This is a genomic window from uncultured Acetobacteroides sp., assembly GCF_963667355.2.
Taxonomy (GTDB): domain Bacteria; phylum Bacteroidota; class Bacteroidia; order Bacteroidales; family ZOR0009; genus Acetobacteroides.
Genome location: NZ_OY763328.2, coordinates 3,490,664 through 3,507,803, shown reverse-complemented (window position 1 = coordinate 3,507,803; position 17,140 = coordinate 3,490,664). Strand labels below are relative to the sequence as shown.

General features: G+C 50.1%; 16 protein-coding genes and 1 tRNA gene. 16 read left to right on the top strand and 1 reads right to left on the bottom strand.

What is annotated here, in order from left to right:
- Nucleotides 1-173 precede the first annotated feature (173 nt).
- The 14 genes from ACHZA1_RS14480 to ACHZA1_RS14415 all read left to right on the top strand — a co-directional run bounded on the left by ACHZA1_RS14480 (nt 174) and on the right by ACHZA1_RS14415 (nt 14,662).
- The gene (locus ACHZA1_RS14480) at nt 174-2,138 is read left to right on the top strand and encodes a GAF domain-containing protein (protein WP_320052575.1); all 1,965 of its coding nucleotides are present in this window, start codon (nt 174-176) and stop codon (nt 2,136-2,138) included.
- 359 nt (nt 2,139-2,497) lie between these two features.
- Nucleotides 2,498-3,769: a hypothetical protein gene (locus ACHZA1_RS14475; RefSeq protein WP_320052574.1), complete on the top strand. Its 1,272-nt coding sequence runs from the start codon at nt 2,498-2,500 to the stop codon at nt 3,767-3,769.
- A gap of 36 nt (nt 3,770-3,805) precedes the next feature.
- Nucleotides 3,806-4,627: a phosphate ABC transporter substrate-binding protein gene (locus tag ACHZA1_RS14470; RefSeq protein WP_320052573.1), complete on the top strand. Its 822-nt coding sequence runs from the start codon at nt 3,806-3,808 to the stop codon at nt 4,625-4,627.
- Between the two features lie 699 nt (nt 4,628-5,326).
- Nucleotides 5,327-5,833 carry a hypothetical protein gene (locus ACHZA1_RS14465; RefSeq protein WP_320052572.1) on the top strand — a complete coding sequence of 169 codons (507 nt, stop codon included), beginning with the start codon at nt 5,327-5,329 and terminating at the stop codon, nt 5,831-5,833.
- Nucleotides 5,834-5,877: 44 nt separating this feature from the next.
- On the top strand, nt 5,878-6,822 hold the full coding sequence (locus ACHZA1_RS14460) for a hypothetical protein (protein WP_320052571.1): 945 nt from the start codon (nt 5,878-5,880) through the stop codon (nt 6,820-6,822).
- Nucleotides 6,791-7,933, top strand: coding sequence for a beta-ketoacyl-ACP synthase III (locus tag ACHZA1_RS14455; protein WP_320052570.1), 1,143 nt, complete (start codon nt 6,791-6,793; stop codon nt 7,931-7,933). Before ACHZA1_RS14460 ends, ACHZA1_RS14455 begins: the two co-directional genes overlap by 32 nt.
- Nucleotides 7,933-8,331 carry a hypothetical protein gene (locus ACHZA1_RS14450; RefSeq protein WP_320052569.1) on the top strand — a complete coding sequence of 133 codons (399 nt, stop codon included), beginning with the start codon at nt 7,933-7,935 and terminating at the stop codon, nt 8,329-8,331. Before ACHZA1_RS14455 ends, ACHZA1_RS14450 begins: the two co-directional genes overlap by 1 nt.
- A complete protein-coding gene (locus ACHZA1_RS14445) occupies nt 8,332-9,342 on the top strand; it encodes a BtrH N-terminal domain-containing protein (protein ID WP_320052568.1) in 1,011 nt (336 codons plus the stop codon).
- Between the two features lies 1 nt (nt 9,343).
- Complete coding sequence (locus ACHZA1_RS14440) at nt 9,344-10,096, top strand: ABC transporter ATP-binding protein (RefSeq protein ID WP_320052567.1); 753 nt, start codon at nt 9,344-9,346, stop codon at nt 10,094-10,096.
- On the top strand, nt 10,089-11,366 hold the full coding sequence (locus ACHZA1_RS14435; protein WP_320052566.1) for an ABC transporter permease: 1,278 nt from the start codon (nt 10,089-10,091) through the stop codon (nt 11,364-11,366). Before ACHZA1_RS14440 ends, ACHZA1_RS14435 begins: the two co-directional genes overlap by 8 nt.
- Before the next feature lie 10 nt (nt 11,367-11,376).
- Nucleotides 11,377-11,640, top strand: coding sequence for a phosphopantetheine-binding protein (locus ACHZA1_RS14430; RefSeq protein ID WP_320052565.1), 264 nt, complete (start codon nt 11,377-11,379; stop codon nt 11,638-11,640).
- A 4-nt stretch (nt 11,641-11,644) separates the two neighbouring features.
- Nucleotides 11,645-12,844: a beta-ketoacyl-[acyl-carrier-protein] synthase family protein gene (locus tag ACHZA1_RS14425; RefSeq protein ID WP_320052564.1), complete on the top strand. Its 1,200-nt coding sequence runs from the start codon at nt 11,645-11,647 to the stop codon at nt 12,842-12,844.
- 3 nt (nt 12,845-12,847) lie between these two features.
- The gene (locus ACHZA1_RS14420; RefSeq protein ID WP_320052563.1) at nt 12,848-13,888 is read left to right on the top strand and encodes a beta-ketoacyl synthase chain length factor; all 1,041 of its coding nucleotides are present in this window, start codon (nt 12,848-12,850) and stop codon (nt 13,886-13,888) included.
- 189 nt (nt 13,889-14,077) lie between these two features.
- Nucleotides 14,078-14,662, top strand: coding sequence for a flavin reductase family protein (locus ACHZA1_RS14415; RefSeq protein WP_320052562.1), 585 nt, complete (start codon nt 14,078-14,080; stop codon nt 14,660-14,662).
- Nucleotides 14,663-14,701: 39 nt separating this feature from the next.
- Here ACHZA1_RS14415 and ACHZA1_RS14410 read toward each other — a convergent pair.
- Nucleotides 14,702-14,775 (bottom strand) — tRNA-Arg (locus ACHZA1_RS14410).
- Nucleotides 14,776-14,997: 222 nt separating this feature from the next.
- Here ACHZA1_RS14410 and ACHZA1_RS14405 point away from each other — a divergent pair.
- Nucleotides 14,998-16,074 (top strand): ABC transporter permease, encoded by a 1,077-nt coding sequence (locus tag ACHZA1_RS14405; protein ID WP_320052561.1) that lies wholly within the window; start codon nt 14,998-15,000, stop codon nt 16,072-16,074.
- Between the two features lie 32 nt (nt 16,075-16,106).
- On the top strand, nt 16,107-16,859 hold the full coding sequence (gene tpiA, locus ACHZA1_RS14400) for a triose-phosphate isomerase (RefSeq protein WP_320052560.1): 753 nt from the start codon (nt 16,107-16,109) through the stop codon (nt 16,857-16,859).
- The last annotated feature ends 281 nt before the right edge of the window (nt 16,860-17,140 follow it).

The window sequence follows — 17,140 nt, the reverse complement described above, 5'->3', positions numbered from 1 at the left end:
TAGAGTTGGCCCTTTCTTCGTTCCACCCCTAGGCATTACTACCTAGCAGCAATGCAGCAACACCCCGCATTACCGTTAAATACACGTTAATTGTTATTAGTGTAACACAAGATTAGCCTCAGCTAATTATATTTGAAATGGGAATGACTACATATTTAAAGGGAAAAGGGAACATGAATAAGCTAAAAAAGATCTACAATGGCTGCAACATCCGAACAAAGATCAATATTTCGATTATTGGAACTGCCGGGATAATTCTTCTCGTAACCATGTCGGTAGCCATGCTACGCTCTAGGAGCATTGTGCTAGACAACGCCGAAACGACCGCCCTAGCCAAGGCTCGCGAAAACGCCTCAAAGGCTACCGCCTACTTCGATAAGAAGATTAGCGTCCTCCACGCCCTTTCGATGTACCTCGAGGATGGCAACCGCCAGAGAACCTCGGTGGTCGAAAAGATGAAGCAACTCGCAGGCGGCAATACCGATGCCTACGCCGTATGGTACGCCACCAAAGGATCGACAGCCGACACCGCCTCGGCCCCATCGCGCCTCATCGTTAATGCCACCGGAGAAGTTGCCACCGCCGAAGCTGCAAGCGCAACCGGCTGCGATAAGGCATTCGAGGAGACCACCAGCAACGGCGAGCCCACGCTATCCGACCCCATCCAGTACGAGGGGGCCTGGCTCACCAACATTGCCGTTCCCATTAAGAAGGGCAACCAGGTGGTAGGCGTAGTGGGCATACTGATAAAGAACGACCAAATATCGAAGTACACCTCTTCCATCATGAATGCAGAAGATGGAACGTGCAAGGTGGTAACCAGCAAGAATATTATTGCCGCACACACCGACCCCCAACGAATTGGCACCGCAAACGACGAAGGGGAACAGACCAATCAAATAGCCGAATGTATTAAGGAGGGTAAAGAGTTCTCGAGCTTCAACTACTCGAAATTCTATAATAGCAACGCCTTCAAGGTGTACTTTCCGGTAGCCATTAGCGGCACGCAAAGCACCTGGTCTACCTGCACCGTTATCCCTACGGCAAAGATAATGTCGGCCAACAACCGGCTAATTATGCTAATGGTGCTCCTAGTGCTGCTAAGCCTAGCGGTGCTAAGCATTGCCACCAGCTACATCTCCAAGCAGCTGGCCACCCCCATCAAGGAGGTGTCGAAGCAGCTGGGGATAATTACCGAAGGACAATTCAACGATGCCCAGCTGCTGGAGCAGAAGACCAACGATGAGATCGGCGACATGGTTGTTGGTCTCAACGAACTATCGTCGAGCCTGAAGAAAATAACTGATTTCACCGTTAACATCGGCAAGGGAAACTTTAACGCCGAATTTAGCGCCAGAAGTGACAAGGATATCCTGGGCAACGCCCTAGTAGAAATGCGGGAAAATATCCTTACAGCCGTTAAGTTGCAGGAGGAGCAGAAGCAGAAGGACAACCTGCACACCTGGGAAGTGGAGGGCAACACTCGCATCAACGAGATCATACGAAAGGAAAATCGGAGCATAAAGCACCTTTGCGATAACACCCTCCGCGAAATCATCAGCTACTCTGGGGCCATTCAGGGAGGAATCTTTGCCATTCAGGGCGAACGCGAAGACGAGAAATACGTTGAGATGGTATCATGCGTGGCCTACAACAGGGAAAAGATGATGGAGAAGAAGCTGGACATCACGGAAGGCCTCATCGGCCGATGCATCTACGAGAAGGCGCCCATCCTGCTCTCGGAGATTCCACAAAACTACCTGGCAATTACCTCGGGCCTTGGTGATAAACGCCCCGACTTTTTGGCCATCATCCCGCTGCTCAACAACGAGGAGATTGTTGGGGTGCTAGAAATTGCCTCCTTCAAGAAATTTGAAGCGCATACCTTAGAGTACCTCAACAAGGCAACCGAAAGCCTCGCCTCTGCCATCGCCAACGTAAAAATCAACGAGCGCACGCAGAAGCTGCTCGATCAGGCTAAGCAGTTCTCCGAGGAGATGAGCGCTCAGGAAGAGGAGCTCCGCCAAAACATGGAGGAGATGCAGGCCGCCCAGGAGGAGATGTACCATAAAACTGAAGATTACGAGAACACAATAGCAGAATTACAAGCTGAAATAGAAAGCCTCAGGCGCAGCTAGAACGAACATAAGAAACCGGTTGTAGAAGGGGAAATAGAAGGGAAGGTTTCTTTATTTTGAATCACCAGTTAAAGGAGGAAACCTAACACGGTACACCTTTAGCACACGAGGGGGGCAGGATCAGCCCCCCTCTTTTCTTAAGCAAGGTAAGAACCAAAGCATCAACGAATCTGCACACCATACCACACCATATTTCATCATATTATGTTGACGCTTTTTATAGATAAATCCACTCCCCTTTCCCAATACCTATTGTTTAGCAATAGGTAATCTTAGCTATTAATTAATGCTACGTTCAGCAAGAGTTAATAGTGCGATCCTTTATTTGCAGTAGAAAAATAACTCAACAACACAGTACCATGTCACAGCTGAAGTCACTTGGTCTTATTCTTGGAATTGCAGCATTCGGCGGAAGCGCATTTGCCCAGTCTAGCAAATTGGACTCATTGGCAAAGGAAGTTTCCCTGCTCAAGAAGCAAACCAGCGCACTCACCAATCTTAAGGTAAGCGGATACATTCAGGCACAATACCAGTATGCCGACACCCTCGGAGCGAAGACCTTCAACGGAGGAAATTTCGCCGACAATGTAGACAACCGCATCTCGGTACGCCGTGCCCGCCTAAAGGTTGGCTACGATATGAGCTTTGGTTCTGCCGTTTTTCTTATCGATGCTACCGAAAGAGGCATCAGCGTTAGGAATGCCTACCTCAACCTAGTTGCCCCTTTCGCCAAATCACTCTCGCTAACGGGCGGGCTCTTCGAACGCCCCTTCGGATATGCCATCGAGTACTCTTCCTCATCGATGGAGGTGGTAGAGCGACCAATGATGTTCCAAACCCTATTCCCCGGCGAGCAGGAAGTAGGTGCAATGGTTACCTACAAAGCGGATGATCAGTCTGCACTAAACGGCTTAACCGTAAAAGGGAGCTTCTTCAACGGAAACGGCATCTATGCCGATATCGATAAGTTTAAAGATTTTATTGGGAAGATATCCTATAGCGGTCTCTCAAACGATAGGATTTACATCAACCTCGGCGCATCGCTATACTCCGGAAATGTTTACAATCCAACCACCACAACTTACAAGATGGGTAATGTAAACGGCATTAAAGCCTTTGTTGGCAGCATCGACAAGGTGGGAGCCGGACTTAAGCGCCAGTACTTAGGGTTCGATGCACAGCTCTCGGTAAAAACACCGATTGGCAAAACCCAGTTGGTATCGGAGTACATCTTTGGCAAGCAGCCCGGAACATCAAAAAGCAGCAAAAGCCCCGACTATGCAGCTCTGCCAACAGGAGCATCGTTTCTTCGTGAGTTTGCGGGAAGCTACATAACCCTAATCCAGCAAATCCACAAGTTCTCGGTATACGGCCGCTACGACTGGTACGACCCCAACACCAAGGTAAAAGGTAACGAAGTTGGTCAATCGGCAACAGACCTAACCGCCACCAATGCAACCGACCTGAAGCTAACCACAACAAGCCTTGGCACCTTCTACGAGCCCAACAAGAACCTACGCTTCACCGCGCAGTACGACTTTAACCGCTACGAGAAAACCGACAACGGTAAGTTCTCGGCAGCAGGGCTCGACAACAACCTATTCACGATTCGCATACAGTACAAGTTCTAACGAGATAAAAGAGTAAAACTTTTTAAAACACAAAACATGAAGAAGACACTTTCAGTTTTAGCAGGAATCCTTCTGATTTCGCAGGTTGGCTTTAGCCAAAAGGTAGTGGTAAAGGGCAGCGACACATGTCTTCCACTCGTTCAAAAAGAGGCAGAAGTCTTTATGAAAACCAATAAGGGCACCAGCATATCGGTAACCGGCGGCGGATCTGGTGTAGGAATTGCCGCACTGCTTAGCGGTTCTACCGACATCGCTATGGCATCCCGCTCGCTAAAGATGGACGAGAAGATGAAGCTAAACGCCACCAAAAAGGCGTACAACGAGACAACCATCGGCTGGGATGCCCTTGCGGTAGTTGTAAACCCATCGAACAAAGTAGGTAAGCTTACCCGCCAGCAACTCGAGGATATCTTTACCGGAAAGGTAACCAACTGGAAGCAGGTTGGCGGTGCCGACCTCAAGATTGTGGTTTACTCCCGTGAGTCTAGCTCTGGAACCTACGAGTTCTTCAAGGAGCACGTAATGCAGAAGAAGAACTTTGCCAACAACGTACTTAGCATGCCTGCAACCGGAGCCATCATCCAGTCGGTAAGCCAAACTAAGGGCGCCATCGGATACGTTGGACTAGCATACCTAGAGAAGAAGGTTAAGGCAGTGGCCGTCGCTTTCGAAGGAGGCAAATATGTGGCTCCAAGTTTTGCCAACGCGCACAACGGCTCCTACCCAATTGTTCGCCCCCTCTACTTCTTTTCGCTAAAGAGCACAGAGAAGCAGGTAACCCCATTCATCAAGTTTATTCTATCGGCTAAGGGACAAGCCATCGTAAGAGAAGTTGGATACATCCCAGTAAAGAAGTAGCAAATACGTACAGCATACCCCATCCCCCACAGATATCCAATTTGTGGGGGATTTTTATTGGCAGCTATAGTGTTCCTGCCCAAGGTTTTCATGTGAAAGAAATTGGCTCTTAATGGTCACATGCAACTCGCATGACAGACTCTTATCTACTTTGGTGAATTCCTGCATTCATGCTCGTTTCGCTTTACCCAGATATGCATTAAACCGGCACGCGTTATTCGCGTATGGAAATAAGCTTAGCAGGGCTGGTCGCTATGCCTATTTCGACCAGCATTGTGCTTATATGCTACTCTTCGGAGGGAAGGCATCGCCCTGTGAATTTCGGCTGTGGCGCTGCTTTTTTACCGCACTGCAAAGGCGATGATGCCAATTTGGCAGCGGGGTGTGTTCGGGGTGCGTTCGGACTCCTTCGCTTTAAAGCGGTAGATGTACGACATAATGTCAGTGATTTCAGGTGAACGTAATTGTTCCCTAATACTACGGTTGCCTGCCGCCATTAAGCGAGCTGATATGAATAAAATCTTTACTTGTGATTCGTTGAGGTTTCTTCAAAGCGAAATCGATGATTCTGACCCATAAACCTAGCCTATTACTACTTAATAATATGGATTTGACATGCTGTACTGTTCGTATTTTTTATACTTTTGAACACTTTTATTGAAAATACACAAAACTTTCACACCCAAAACCTGCGCGTCAATGAGGTTATTTAAAGTTCACCGATGCCTCCTGCTCCTAGCGGCATTGCTTCCAGCCATCTCAGCATTAGCCAGCAGCGCTAGCTCGAACATCGATCGATCTGGATTCTATGCCGCCTACTCGGCAGCATCGCTAGATGGCATCAACAACCTTATTACCAAGCTAGAGAACGGCAGCTCATCATCGGAGAGCAAAGCCTTTTTGGGAGCCCTACTCATGCGGAAGGCGGGTCTTATAAAGGGCAAGAGGGAGCAGCTGAGCCTCTTCAAGAAGGGGCGACTCCTCCTCGAAAAGGAGATTGAGGAATGGCCCGCTAACGCAGAATACCGTTTTTTACGCATAACCATACAGGAACAGGCCCCAAAAATCTTGGGGTACAACAAGAATATCGAACAGGACAAGAAGGTTCTAACCCGAGGATTTAAGGAGCTGAACTCGGAGACTAGAAAAGCGATTGCCACCTACGCCAAGAAATCGCCGCTACTAAAGGATGCCGATCTGAGCTAGCCTCTGGAATCATCGGTAAACCACCCCGTAAAATTTCGCCACTCATGTTCAACATACTCGCAGTAAACTACTCGCAAACCGGACAACTCGACGAGATAATCGACAACCTCGTACAGCCGCTATCAGACCTTTGCGTTGATCGGGTACGGGTAGAGCCGCTTTTTAGCTACCCTTTTCCATGGACGGGCCCTGCCTTCTTCGACCTCATGCCCGACTGCGTGCTGGAGCACACCATACCGCTGAAGCCCCTACAGCTGCCCAAGAAGGAGTACGACCTCATCATCGTAGGCTACCAGCCTTGGTTTCTATCGCCCTCGTTGCCGGCAACGAGCCTCTTCCGTAACGAGGAGTTTAAGGCGCTCGTAAACGGCAAGCCAGTTGTTACCGTAATTGGCGCACGCAATATGTGGATCAACTCGCAGAAATCGGTGATCCGCTTCATCGAGGAGGCCAACGGCTCGCTAGCTGGCAACATCCCCTTAGGCGATAAAACAAACAACTTTGTTAGCGCAGTAACCATCCTACACTGGATGCTCGGCGGAAAGAAGGATAAATTTCTGGGGATCTTCCCTAAACCAGGCATTAGCGACGAAGACATACAAGGCGCATCGATATTTGGGGAAATTATACTAGATTGCCTCCGAAGAAACCAGCTTGGCGAACTTCAGGAGAGGCTACTAGAGGCTGAGACAATAGAGCTGCCCATCTCCATCATATTCATCGAAGAAAGGGCGAAGATGCTCTTCCGGGTTTGGGCAAAAATCATTGACAAGAGAGGGAGAACACCCCGAAAGCGGAAGCTGTACGTAAACCTATTTAAGTACTACCTGGTAGTGGCGCTTTTTGTGGTTGCTCCCATAGTGCTGCTTTTCTACTTTACGATATTCTACCCGCTTAGCCGAAATTCTGCGAAGAAAAAAAGACAATATTACTTAAAGGGAATAATAAAGGCTCACAATGCAAGAAGTTTACATTACGAAGATCGCTAAATTCCTACCCAACGAGCTTATTTCGAACGATGAAATGGAGCAGTATCTGGGACTAATAAACGGTAAGCCATCAAAGTCACGAAGAATAGTACTAAGGAACAACGGGATACAGGGACGCTACTACGCCATTACCAAAGAGGGGAAATCGACCCATACCAACGCCCAAATGGTTTCGCTGGCCATTAGGATGCTTTTTGCGGAACACCCTGAAGATATTAAATCGGTAGAGCTGCTTTGCTGCGGCACCTCTACGCCCGACCAGCTCATGCCGTCGCATGCGGTAATGGTGCACGGCAACCTGCCCGAATCGAGCAGCATCGAGGTTGTTTCGCCATCGGGCGTTTGCTGCTCGGGTATGCATGCCTTTAAGTACGCCTACCTCTCGGTTCTATCGGGCGACAAGCAGAAGGCCGTATGCACCGGCTCGGAGCGCGTATCGCCCCTGCTTAAGGCCGACACGTTCGATGCCGAGGCCGAAAAGATCGAACTGCTCAACAACGACCCCTACATCGCCTTCGAGAAGGACTTCCTTCGGTGGATGCTCTCGGATGGCGCTGGCGCCTTCCTGCTCGAAAACAAGAAGAGCGAGAGCGGCATATCGCTAAAGGTGGAATGGGTGGAGGCCATCTCGTATGCCAACGTAATGGAGTCGTGCATGTACATGGGCGCCGATAAAAACGAGGACGGCACCCTAAAAGGCTACATCGACCACTCGCCCGCAGAAATACTCGACAAGTCGCTGCTAAGCATCAAGCAGGATGTAAAGCTCCTCAGCGAAAACATCGTTAAGCTAGGGTTTACCAAGCTAAAGGATATCCTTGCCAAGAGGACCTTCAACGTTGATGACATCACCCACTTCCTTCCCCACATTTCGAGCTACTTCTTCGAGGATAAAATCGCCAAGATACTCGACGAAAACGAGATATCCATTCCCAAGGAGAAGTGGTTCACCAACCTGCGAACCAAGGGCAACATCGGCTCAGGCTCTATCTACATCATGTGCGAGGAGCTCTTCAACAGCGGCAAGCTGGTAAAAGGCGAAAAGATACTGCTTGCCGTACCCGAAAGCTCGCGCTTCTCCTACGTCTTCTGCTTACTTACAGTTGCATAATGAAGAAATCTGAAGTTCCACAGGACAAGAGTACGCTAGAGAACTTTTCGCGCGAGGTGTGCTACGCCAAGGATGACGATGGCAGCTACAATACTGCGCTTAGCACCGGATGGAGCGTAAAGGCAGAGGCATTAGAAAATGCATGGGAAGAGATTGATCGCCTTAAGGAAGAGGCAAGAAAAGAGGTAGCAGCAGAACTAAAAAGTCCAATATACTACTTTATGCAGCTCAAACTTATGGATGTGGCGCTACTTGCCGCCTACACCGGTTTTTGGAAGATTACCGTTCGCAGGCACTTTAAGCCAAGCGTATTTGAGAAACTAAACCAAAAGAGGCTGGCCATTTACGCTGGAGTATTCGAGATCAGCGTGCAGGAACTAAAAAATTTCAAGGGATAAATGAATATCGATTTTAACCATATACAGTCGGCACACTGCGAGAATGGGGTAACCACCAACCTGCTCCAGTTCCACGGCTACGATTTTATGACCGAACCGCTGGCCTTTGGCTTGGGATCGGGCCTATTCTATATCCATATTCCGTTTATTACCATTAGCAACGGTCCAGGCGTCTCCTTTAGAACCATGCCAGGTGCCATTTTTAAGCGCACCTGCAAATCGCTGGGAATAGCGGTGGAGCATAAGAAGTTTAGCAACCCCGCAAAGGCAAGGCTATTCTTGGACAACCAGCTAGAAACGGGCAATCCGGTGGGATGCCAGGTTGGGGTATTCAACCTCACCTACTTCCCAGTAGAGTACCGCTTCCACTTCAACGCGCACAACCTTATTGTTTATGGAAAGGATGGCAACCGCTACTCCATCAGCGACCCGGTAATGGAAACGGTTACTTCGCTTACCGCGGAGGAGCTAGAACGGGTAAGGTTCGCCAAAGGAGCCTTTGCCCCCAAAGGCCATATCTACTACCCTATTAATGTTCCCAAGCCAAACATCGAGCTGTTGCGCAAGGGCATCATCAAGGGGATTAAGCGCAACACCCGCGATATGCTTCATGTTCCTGGAGGAATTGCCGGCGTTAAGGGAATTAAGTTTACCGCAAACCAGCTAAAGAAATGGCCCTCAAAGCTTGGCGACCGTAGAGCCGCCCTTTACATGGGCCAAATCATACGAATGCAAGAAGAGATTGGCACTGGTGGCGGTGGTTTCCGCTTTATCTATGCGGCCTTTTTGGAGCAGGCGGCTCAGCATCTCCAAATGGACAGGCTGGTACAATCGTCCGACGACTTTACCCGTGCTGGCGACCTATGGCGTACGGCAGCCGTCGAGATGGCTGGCATTTACAAGAACCGACTTGTTGGCCAAGAGGCATACAATAGAATCGCCAATATGCTTGTAGAAATATCGGAGACAGAGAAAATGGCGTTCACCAAGCTTTCTAAAATTAGGTTTTAACATGGGAGTTGGAATAGACATACAGCGTATCGTTAAGCGATACCCCTCGGCTACAAAAAATAGCCTGAATGAGGTTAGCCTCACCATTAACCCAGGAAGCAAGTTTGGCATACTGGGTCCCAACGGGGCTGGTAAAACCACGCTGATATCGATTATCTGCGGAATAATCGACAAAACCGAAGGAAGTATCGCCTACTATAACCGCGAGGGGGAAATCGGCTACAAGGCCTTCAGAAAAACGCTTGGCTTTGTTCCTCAAGATTACGCCCTATTCCAGGAGTTAACCCCACGACAGAACTTGGAGTACTTCGGCGCGCTCTATAACCTTGGCCGAAAAGAAATAGCCCGCCAAACCGACAAACTCCTGGCAAAACTGGGGCTTTCGGCGGTAGCCGATCATCAAGTCTCCACCTTTTCGGGAGGGATGAAGCGAAGAATAAACCTTGCCATTGGGATTATACACCAGCCGCAGATACTGGTTCTCGATGAGCCAACCGTTGGGGTGGATGTCCAAAGCAAAAACGCCATAATGAAGCTGCTCGACGAACTGAATGCTAATGGCACAACCATTATTTACACATCGCACCACCTCTCGGAGGCGCAGGAGTTCTGCAACGAGATTGCGCTAATAGATATGGGCAAGATCATACTCTCCCAAACAATGGCATCGCTCCTAAAAGAGCATCAAACTAACAGCCTGAAAGAAGTCTTCCTAGAACTTACAGGCGAAGAATACCGCGATTCAAATGTATAAGCTTTATATATCCATAAAAAAGGAGATCTTGCAGCTAATCAACGACAAGGTTGGTTTGCTCATCATGTTTGCCATGCCGCTTTTGCTGGTGGTTATCATTACGCTAATACAGGATAGCACCTTTAAGTTGGTTAAGGAAAACAAGATATCCATGCTGGTTGTAAACCGAGACGCTGGCGCTCAAGGTAAAAAGCTTACCGAAATGCTGGCTCACTCGGGCATGTTCACCATCACCACAGATGGCACCATCGCAAAGGCCTCCATTAAGTCGGAACTGCTTAAGCAGAATAGAAACGTGGCGCTTTACATTCCGGAGAACTTCAGCGAAAGCCTACACCAGAAGGCCTCCGAAATCGGAAACCTATTCTTAACCGATTTAGGGGTTAAGGATTCGGCGAGCAAGAGCAAACCGGTAAAGCTAACCTCTATTGATTTTTTCCACGACCCTGTACTTCAAGATAACTACTGCTACTCCATAATTGGGGTGGTTCAGTCGTACCTGCAGCTAATCGAGAACAACCTAATGGTGGAGAACATGTACACCGAAATGGGAGATGGCAAAACCCCAATAAGCATAAAGAGTGTGCTCACCCAAAATCAGGTTACCATAACCAAGACCTCCGCTACCAATGCCAACTTCGATATTATGCCCAATGCAACCCAGCATAACGTACCTGCATGGACCGTGTTTGCCATGTTCTTTATGGTGGTTTCGCTGGGAAGTAATATTGTTACCGAGCGTAAGAACGGCAGCTTTATTCGCTTAAAAACCACGCCTACCAGCTTCTGGTTGGTGCTCACCAGTAAAATGGGGGTTTACCTCCTAGCCGCAATACTTCAGGTGTTGCTGATATTCTCCGTTGGCAGATGGCTATTCCCCCTAATCAACCTTACGCCGCTCATACTTCCTAACGATTTGATAGGTCTCTCGATGGTTGTTGTTTTTAGCGGCTTAGCGGCGGTATCGTATGCGCTAATGGTTGGTTCACTGGCAAAGACTCAGGAGCAAGCCAACGGCTTTGGAGCTGTCTCCATCATTATTTTTGCGGCACTTGGCGGCATTTGGGTTCCGGTATTTGTTATGCCCGGCTACCTCAAAGTAATGAGCCACTTCTCGCCATTGTATTGGTGCTTGGAAGGATTCTACACGGTATTCCTAAAGGGGGGAAACTGGACAGAGCTACTTAAGGTAGCCGCCTTCCTCCTATCGTTTATTGGAGCATGCCTGCTGGTTGTATTCGGCAGCTTAAAACGAAATAAAATCATTTAAATAAAGAACAATGGAATTAGAAGCATTAAAACAGGAGTTAAAGGTTCACCTAATTAGCTACTTGAATCTTCAGGAGATTGAGCCCGAGATGATAAAGGATGACGAACCATTCTTTGCAGGTAACTTGGAACTCGACTCTATAGACTCGCTTGAGATGACGGTTATGATTGAGCGCGAGTACGGCTTGAAGCTAAACAACCCCACCGAGGCTCGCAAGGTATTGGTAAACATCAACACCATGGCGGCATACATTCTTGAGAATTCTAAAAACTAGACATTTGAAACGCGTTGTAGTAACCGGGATTGGTGCAGTTTCGAGCATCGGACTAAGTGCTCAGGAGAACTTGATTAGCCTAAGAAGCGGAATCGGGGGGATTGGGCAAAGCAGCTTTTTTGTATCGAAATATGCCCAAACCCACGCACTTGGTGAAGTAAAAGCTAGCGATGATGAGCTACGGCTTATGCTTGAGATTAGAGACGAGAAAGGTCTAACTCGGAGCGACCTCCTTGCCCTTAAAGCCGTTAAGGAGGCAATTGACGATGCTGGATTGGACGATAAGTCCCTTCGCTCCTTCGATACAGCGCTTATCTCGGCAAGCACCGTTGGCGGGATGTGCCTTACCGATCAACTCTACCAAGATGCAAACAACGCGTCGGAGACATCCGAGTTTATTAGGTCGTACTCGGCAAGCGCGCATACCTTTTGCATTGCCAAGCACTACGGCATAAAGGGAATTACTGACACGCTAAATACTGCATGTTCATCATCGGCGAATGCCATTATGGTAGGATCGAGGCTTATTAAGTCTGGCAGGGCTAAACGGGTAATCGTTGGCGGCGTGGATAGCCTTGCCAAGTACACCGTAAATGGCTTTAACGCCTTGGGAATCCTCTCGCCTACAGCAACCAAACCCTTCGACGCCAACCGGATTGGGCTTTCGCTTGGCGAAGCAGCCGCCTACCTAATACTAGAAGACCTAGAAGAGGTTAAAGAAAAGCAGGTGTATGCCGAGATTAAGGGCTACGGCAATGCCAGCGATGCCTACCACACCTCCTCCATCTCCGATGATGCCGATGGCGTTGTGCTGGCAATTCGCCAAGCGCTGGATAGCGCCAAACTACAGCCAAGCGACATCCACTACATCAACGCGCACGGTACGGGTACTGGCAATAACGACAAGGCTGAGGTAGTCGGCTTCTCGACTGTTTTTGGGGCGGAGGTGCCTCCGTTTAACTCCACCAAGTCGTACACGGGGCATACGCTGGGTGCATCAGGGGCGCTGGAGGCTATCTTCAGCATATTTAGCATCAAATATGGCGAGTTGTACCCTTCGCTCAGCTTCGAGACCCCAATTGAAGCACCGCACGGCCTAATCCCAATTACTCGCTACCAGAAGGATCTTGAGATCAGCAACGTGCTTTCCAACTCGTACGGATTTAGCGGAAGTTGTACCTCGTTAGTCATCTCTAAAGCTTAAGCCATGTATATCAGAGATAGCAAGTGTATTTCACCTCAGCCGACCTATGCCAATGGCATCGAAAGTGAGAATATTGTAGCGCATAGCGGCACCAAGTACTTTGCCATAGAGCCTAAATACTCCAACCTCATTCCTGCTGGGCAGCTTCGCCGTATTGGTAAGGCAGTTCGCATGGGAATAGGCGCTGGGCTACCCTTGCTCAAGAGCAACCCAACGGTTGATGGGATGATTATTGGTTCGGCCAATGGGGGGTTGGAGGATTGTATCAGCTTCCTGAACCAGATTATCGACTACCAGGAGGGTACCCTTACCCCCACCAACTTCGTGCAGAGCACGCCAAACGCAGTTACGGGCTACCTTGCCATCACCGACAAGAATCACGGCTACAGCAACACGCACGTCCAACGGGGGCTTGCCTTCGAGAATGCGCTACTCGATGCCTTCCTGCTCATAGAACAAGAGCAAGCCCAATCGGTACTGGTGGGCAACATCGAGGAGATATCGAGCTTTAACTATAACATCGACGAAAAGGCGGGCTTCTTTAAGGAGGAGGAGGTCGGCTCGTCGCAGCTAATTGGCAGCAATACGCCGGGAACGGCCTGCGGCGAGGGAGCAACCATGTTTATCGTTCAGGCATCGAAGGAGGAGGCCCTTGCTGAAATCGTCGACGTCGATCAGCTGAGCCATCCCGAGGAGGGCGACATCAGCCTTAAACTGGAGCAATTCCTGAGAAGGAACAACCTTCGCGTGTCGGATATCGACACCCTTTTCCTTGGCTACAATGGCGATTGCCGCACCGACCACTACTACGACACCCTCAAGGGGCAGCTGGGTGATGCTTCGGTATACTCCTACAAGAACCTGTCGGGAGAGTTTCCTACCGCTTCGGCCTTTGCGCTTTGGATGGCAGCAGAGGCGTTATCGGGCAAGACGATACCCCAAGAGGCCTTAATACAGAAGGGGAGTCGGAAGATTAATACAATCCTCATCTACAACCACTACATAGGACTTGAGCACGGATTCATCCTAGTTAGAAAAGCATAAGAGCCTAGAGCCCATCGAGCAATTCGGTGGGTTTCCTTTTTGCTTCTCCCCATCCTATACACCCGAATATTTCTACATGATAAGGGCTCTTTTCCCTCTCGTAAAGTAGCGTAACGCCTCCGCTATAGCTATATTGGGGGTCGAGCGCGCAGGCGTCCTCCGAAGTAACGCACCCAATACCCTTATGCCATGAAGAAAATAGGCCTCCTACTCATCATCCTAGCGCTAGTGGGAGCTAACACCGTAAAGGCTCAACCCGCTAAGTTCCGTGAGATCTCACCCAAGGAGATCGAAGGTAACGCCGTTAGGCTATTCCAGGACGACTGGTTTCTGCTTACCGCAGGATCGAAGTCGAAGTTTAACCCCATGACCATCAGCTGGGGGACCATCGGAAGCCTTTGGGGAAAAGCCATCGTAACCGTTTACGTACGCACCGATCGCTTCACCTACACGCTGATGGAGAAGGGCGACTACTTCACGCTATGCGCACTTGCCGATGAGAACCGCTCCATCCTTCAGTACTGTGGGACACGCTCGGGGAGTACGGTAGATAAGGTGAAGGAGTGCGGCCTTAAGCCGTTATTCACCAACACCGGAGCGGTATACTACGAGCAGGCTACCCTGGTGCTGGAATGCAAAAAGATTTACGCCCAGAAGGTAAAGCTCGACCGATTTACCGATGCCAATGTCGCCAAAAGCACCTACACCAAGGGAATGCCCCTGCATAAGATGTACGTCGGCGAGATTGTGAGGTGCTATGTTCGGCAGCAGTAAACGAAAAAAGCGCTAATCAGATGATGATTAGCGCTTTTGTGATCCGGATTGGATTCGAACCAATGACCCACAGATTAGAAATCTGTTGCTCTATCCAACTGAGCTACCGGACCATTCCGTTTTAACGGCTGCAAAGGTAGGAATAATTCGAAATAATGCAAGAGCATCATCAAAAAAGACGCAAGATTTAAGACACAAGACGCGAGGTAACGATGAGCGGCTAAGGCCCCTAGTATCATCTTTCGGACCCGCTGGAGTGAATTCTTTTAGAAGAATAGGGTTGCCTAAACCCTTCGGATAGCTACTTTTGTAGGGAATCAAATAAGCATACTCCGTTGGTCAGCTATCTACTCAAGCGAATCGGCTACAGCATCCTCATCGTGTATGGGGTGATAACGCTAATATTCATGATATTTAACGCCCTTCCCGGCGATCCGGCCCAGATGATGATGGGCCAGCGCTCCGACGAAAAGTCTTTGCAGATTATACGAAAGGACTTGGGGCTCGACAAACCGCTCTCGGTTCAGTACCTGAGCTACCTCAACGACCTATCGCCCGTATCGGTGCACTCGACCGATACCTCATCCGTATTCTACTTCGACAGAGAGAAGTACACCTCGGCCGCGGGGCTGACCATCGGCCGCAGGGTGCTGGCCGTAAAGGTGCCCTACCTGCGCCGCTCGTACCTTACCCAGAAGCCGGTTGGAGAGACCATCCGGGAAACGCTTCCGAACACCTTCATCCTTGCGGTGCTGTCGATGCTGGTGGCATCGGTGATGGGTATTGGCATTGGTATCGGCATCGCCATAAAGAAGGGTACCTGGATCGACAAGACCAGCCTTGCGCTGTGCTCCATGGGGATGTCGCTGCCCTCGTTCTTTGCGGCGGTGCTCATCGGGTGGCTGTTCGCCTACGTGCTGGGCGACATCACGGGGCTGAACCTGACGGGCAACCTCTTTGAGGTGGACCCCTACGGCAACGGCACTACGCTAATGCTCAAAAACATGATCCTGCCGGTGATAACGTTGGCCATCCGCCCGCTGTCGGTGGTGGTGCAGCTCACCCGCAACTCGCTGCTGGAGGTGTTTACGCAGGACTACATCCGCACGGCCAAGGCCAAGGGGCTGTCCACCCGGAAGGTAATCATGCGCCACGCGCTGAAGAACTCGCTGAACCCGGTGGTAGGCGCCATATCGGGTTGGTTTGCCTCGATGATGGCAGGGGTGGTGTTCGTGGAGTACATCTTCGGGTGGAAAGGGCTTGGCTTCGTAATGGTTCAGGCGCTATCGGGGTACGATTTACCCATAGTTATGGGGTGTGTCGTTACCTTTTCTATTATCTTTGTGGTGGTTAATCTGCTAACGGATATCTGCTACGGATTGCTCGACCCTCGGGTTCGGCTAAACGGTTAAGCATACTAGAGAATCAACATAAATTACAGAGCATGAGAAGAAAGATCGTTGCTGGAAACTGGAAGATGAACACCACGCCAGCAGAAGGAAAGGCCCTAATCGCCGACGTACTTGCCAAGGTTGGCGAGGTTCCTGCAGGCGTTGAGCTAATCGTATCGACCCCATTTACCCACCTTATCCCTGCCGCCGAGCAACTGGCCAAAAGCGGCGTTGCCCTTGCATCCCAAAACTGCGCCAACCACGAGAGCGGCGCCTACACCGGCGAGGTGGCTCCTGCCATGGTGGCCGCTACCGGGGCTACCTACGTGATCCTTGGCCACTCGGAAAGAAGAGAGTACTACGGCGAAACCGATGCGCTGCTTCTCGAGAAGACCAAACTTGCCCTTAAGCATAACCTCGCCCCCATCTTCTGCATCGGCGAGAAACTGGACGAGCGCGAGTCGAACATCCACTTCGACGTGGTGAAGACCCAAATCGAGGCCGTTGTTTGCCAGCTTAGCAGCCAGGAACTCACCAAGGTGGTGCTTGCCTACGAGCCCGTTTGGGCGATCGGTACCGGAAAGACCGCTACCAGCGCACAGGCTCAGGAGATGCATGCCTTCATCCGCAGCGTGCTTGCCGCTAAGTTCGGAAAGCAGGCCGAAGAGGTAGCTATCCTCTACGGCGGTAGCTGCAAGCCTTCGAACGCCAACGAAATCTTCGCTCAGCCCGACGTTGACGGCGGTCTGATTGGGGGCGCATCGCTGGTGGCTGCCGACTTTATTGCTATTGCTAAGTCGTTCTAATCCGATTAGGGTTAAACCAGAATACAGAAAGGCGTGGGTTCTCCCACGCCTTTCTGGTTCCCCCCCCTCGCCCATGTTGCCCACTGGGCACCTCCACACCACCAGCGCAGCAGCTGGCGCTAGGAGCCACCGCCCTCGGTTCAGGACATTACCCCTATGGGAAATGAGGCCGATAGGGCTAATCCATAAAGTAGGCCCAGCATACCGTTATCGTTGGAGGTCTTACCCTAGACCGTTGGACCCCTTACCATACACTGCCGGACCCCTTACCTAAGCCCCCA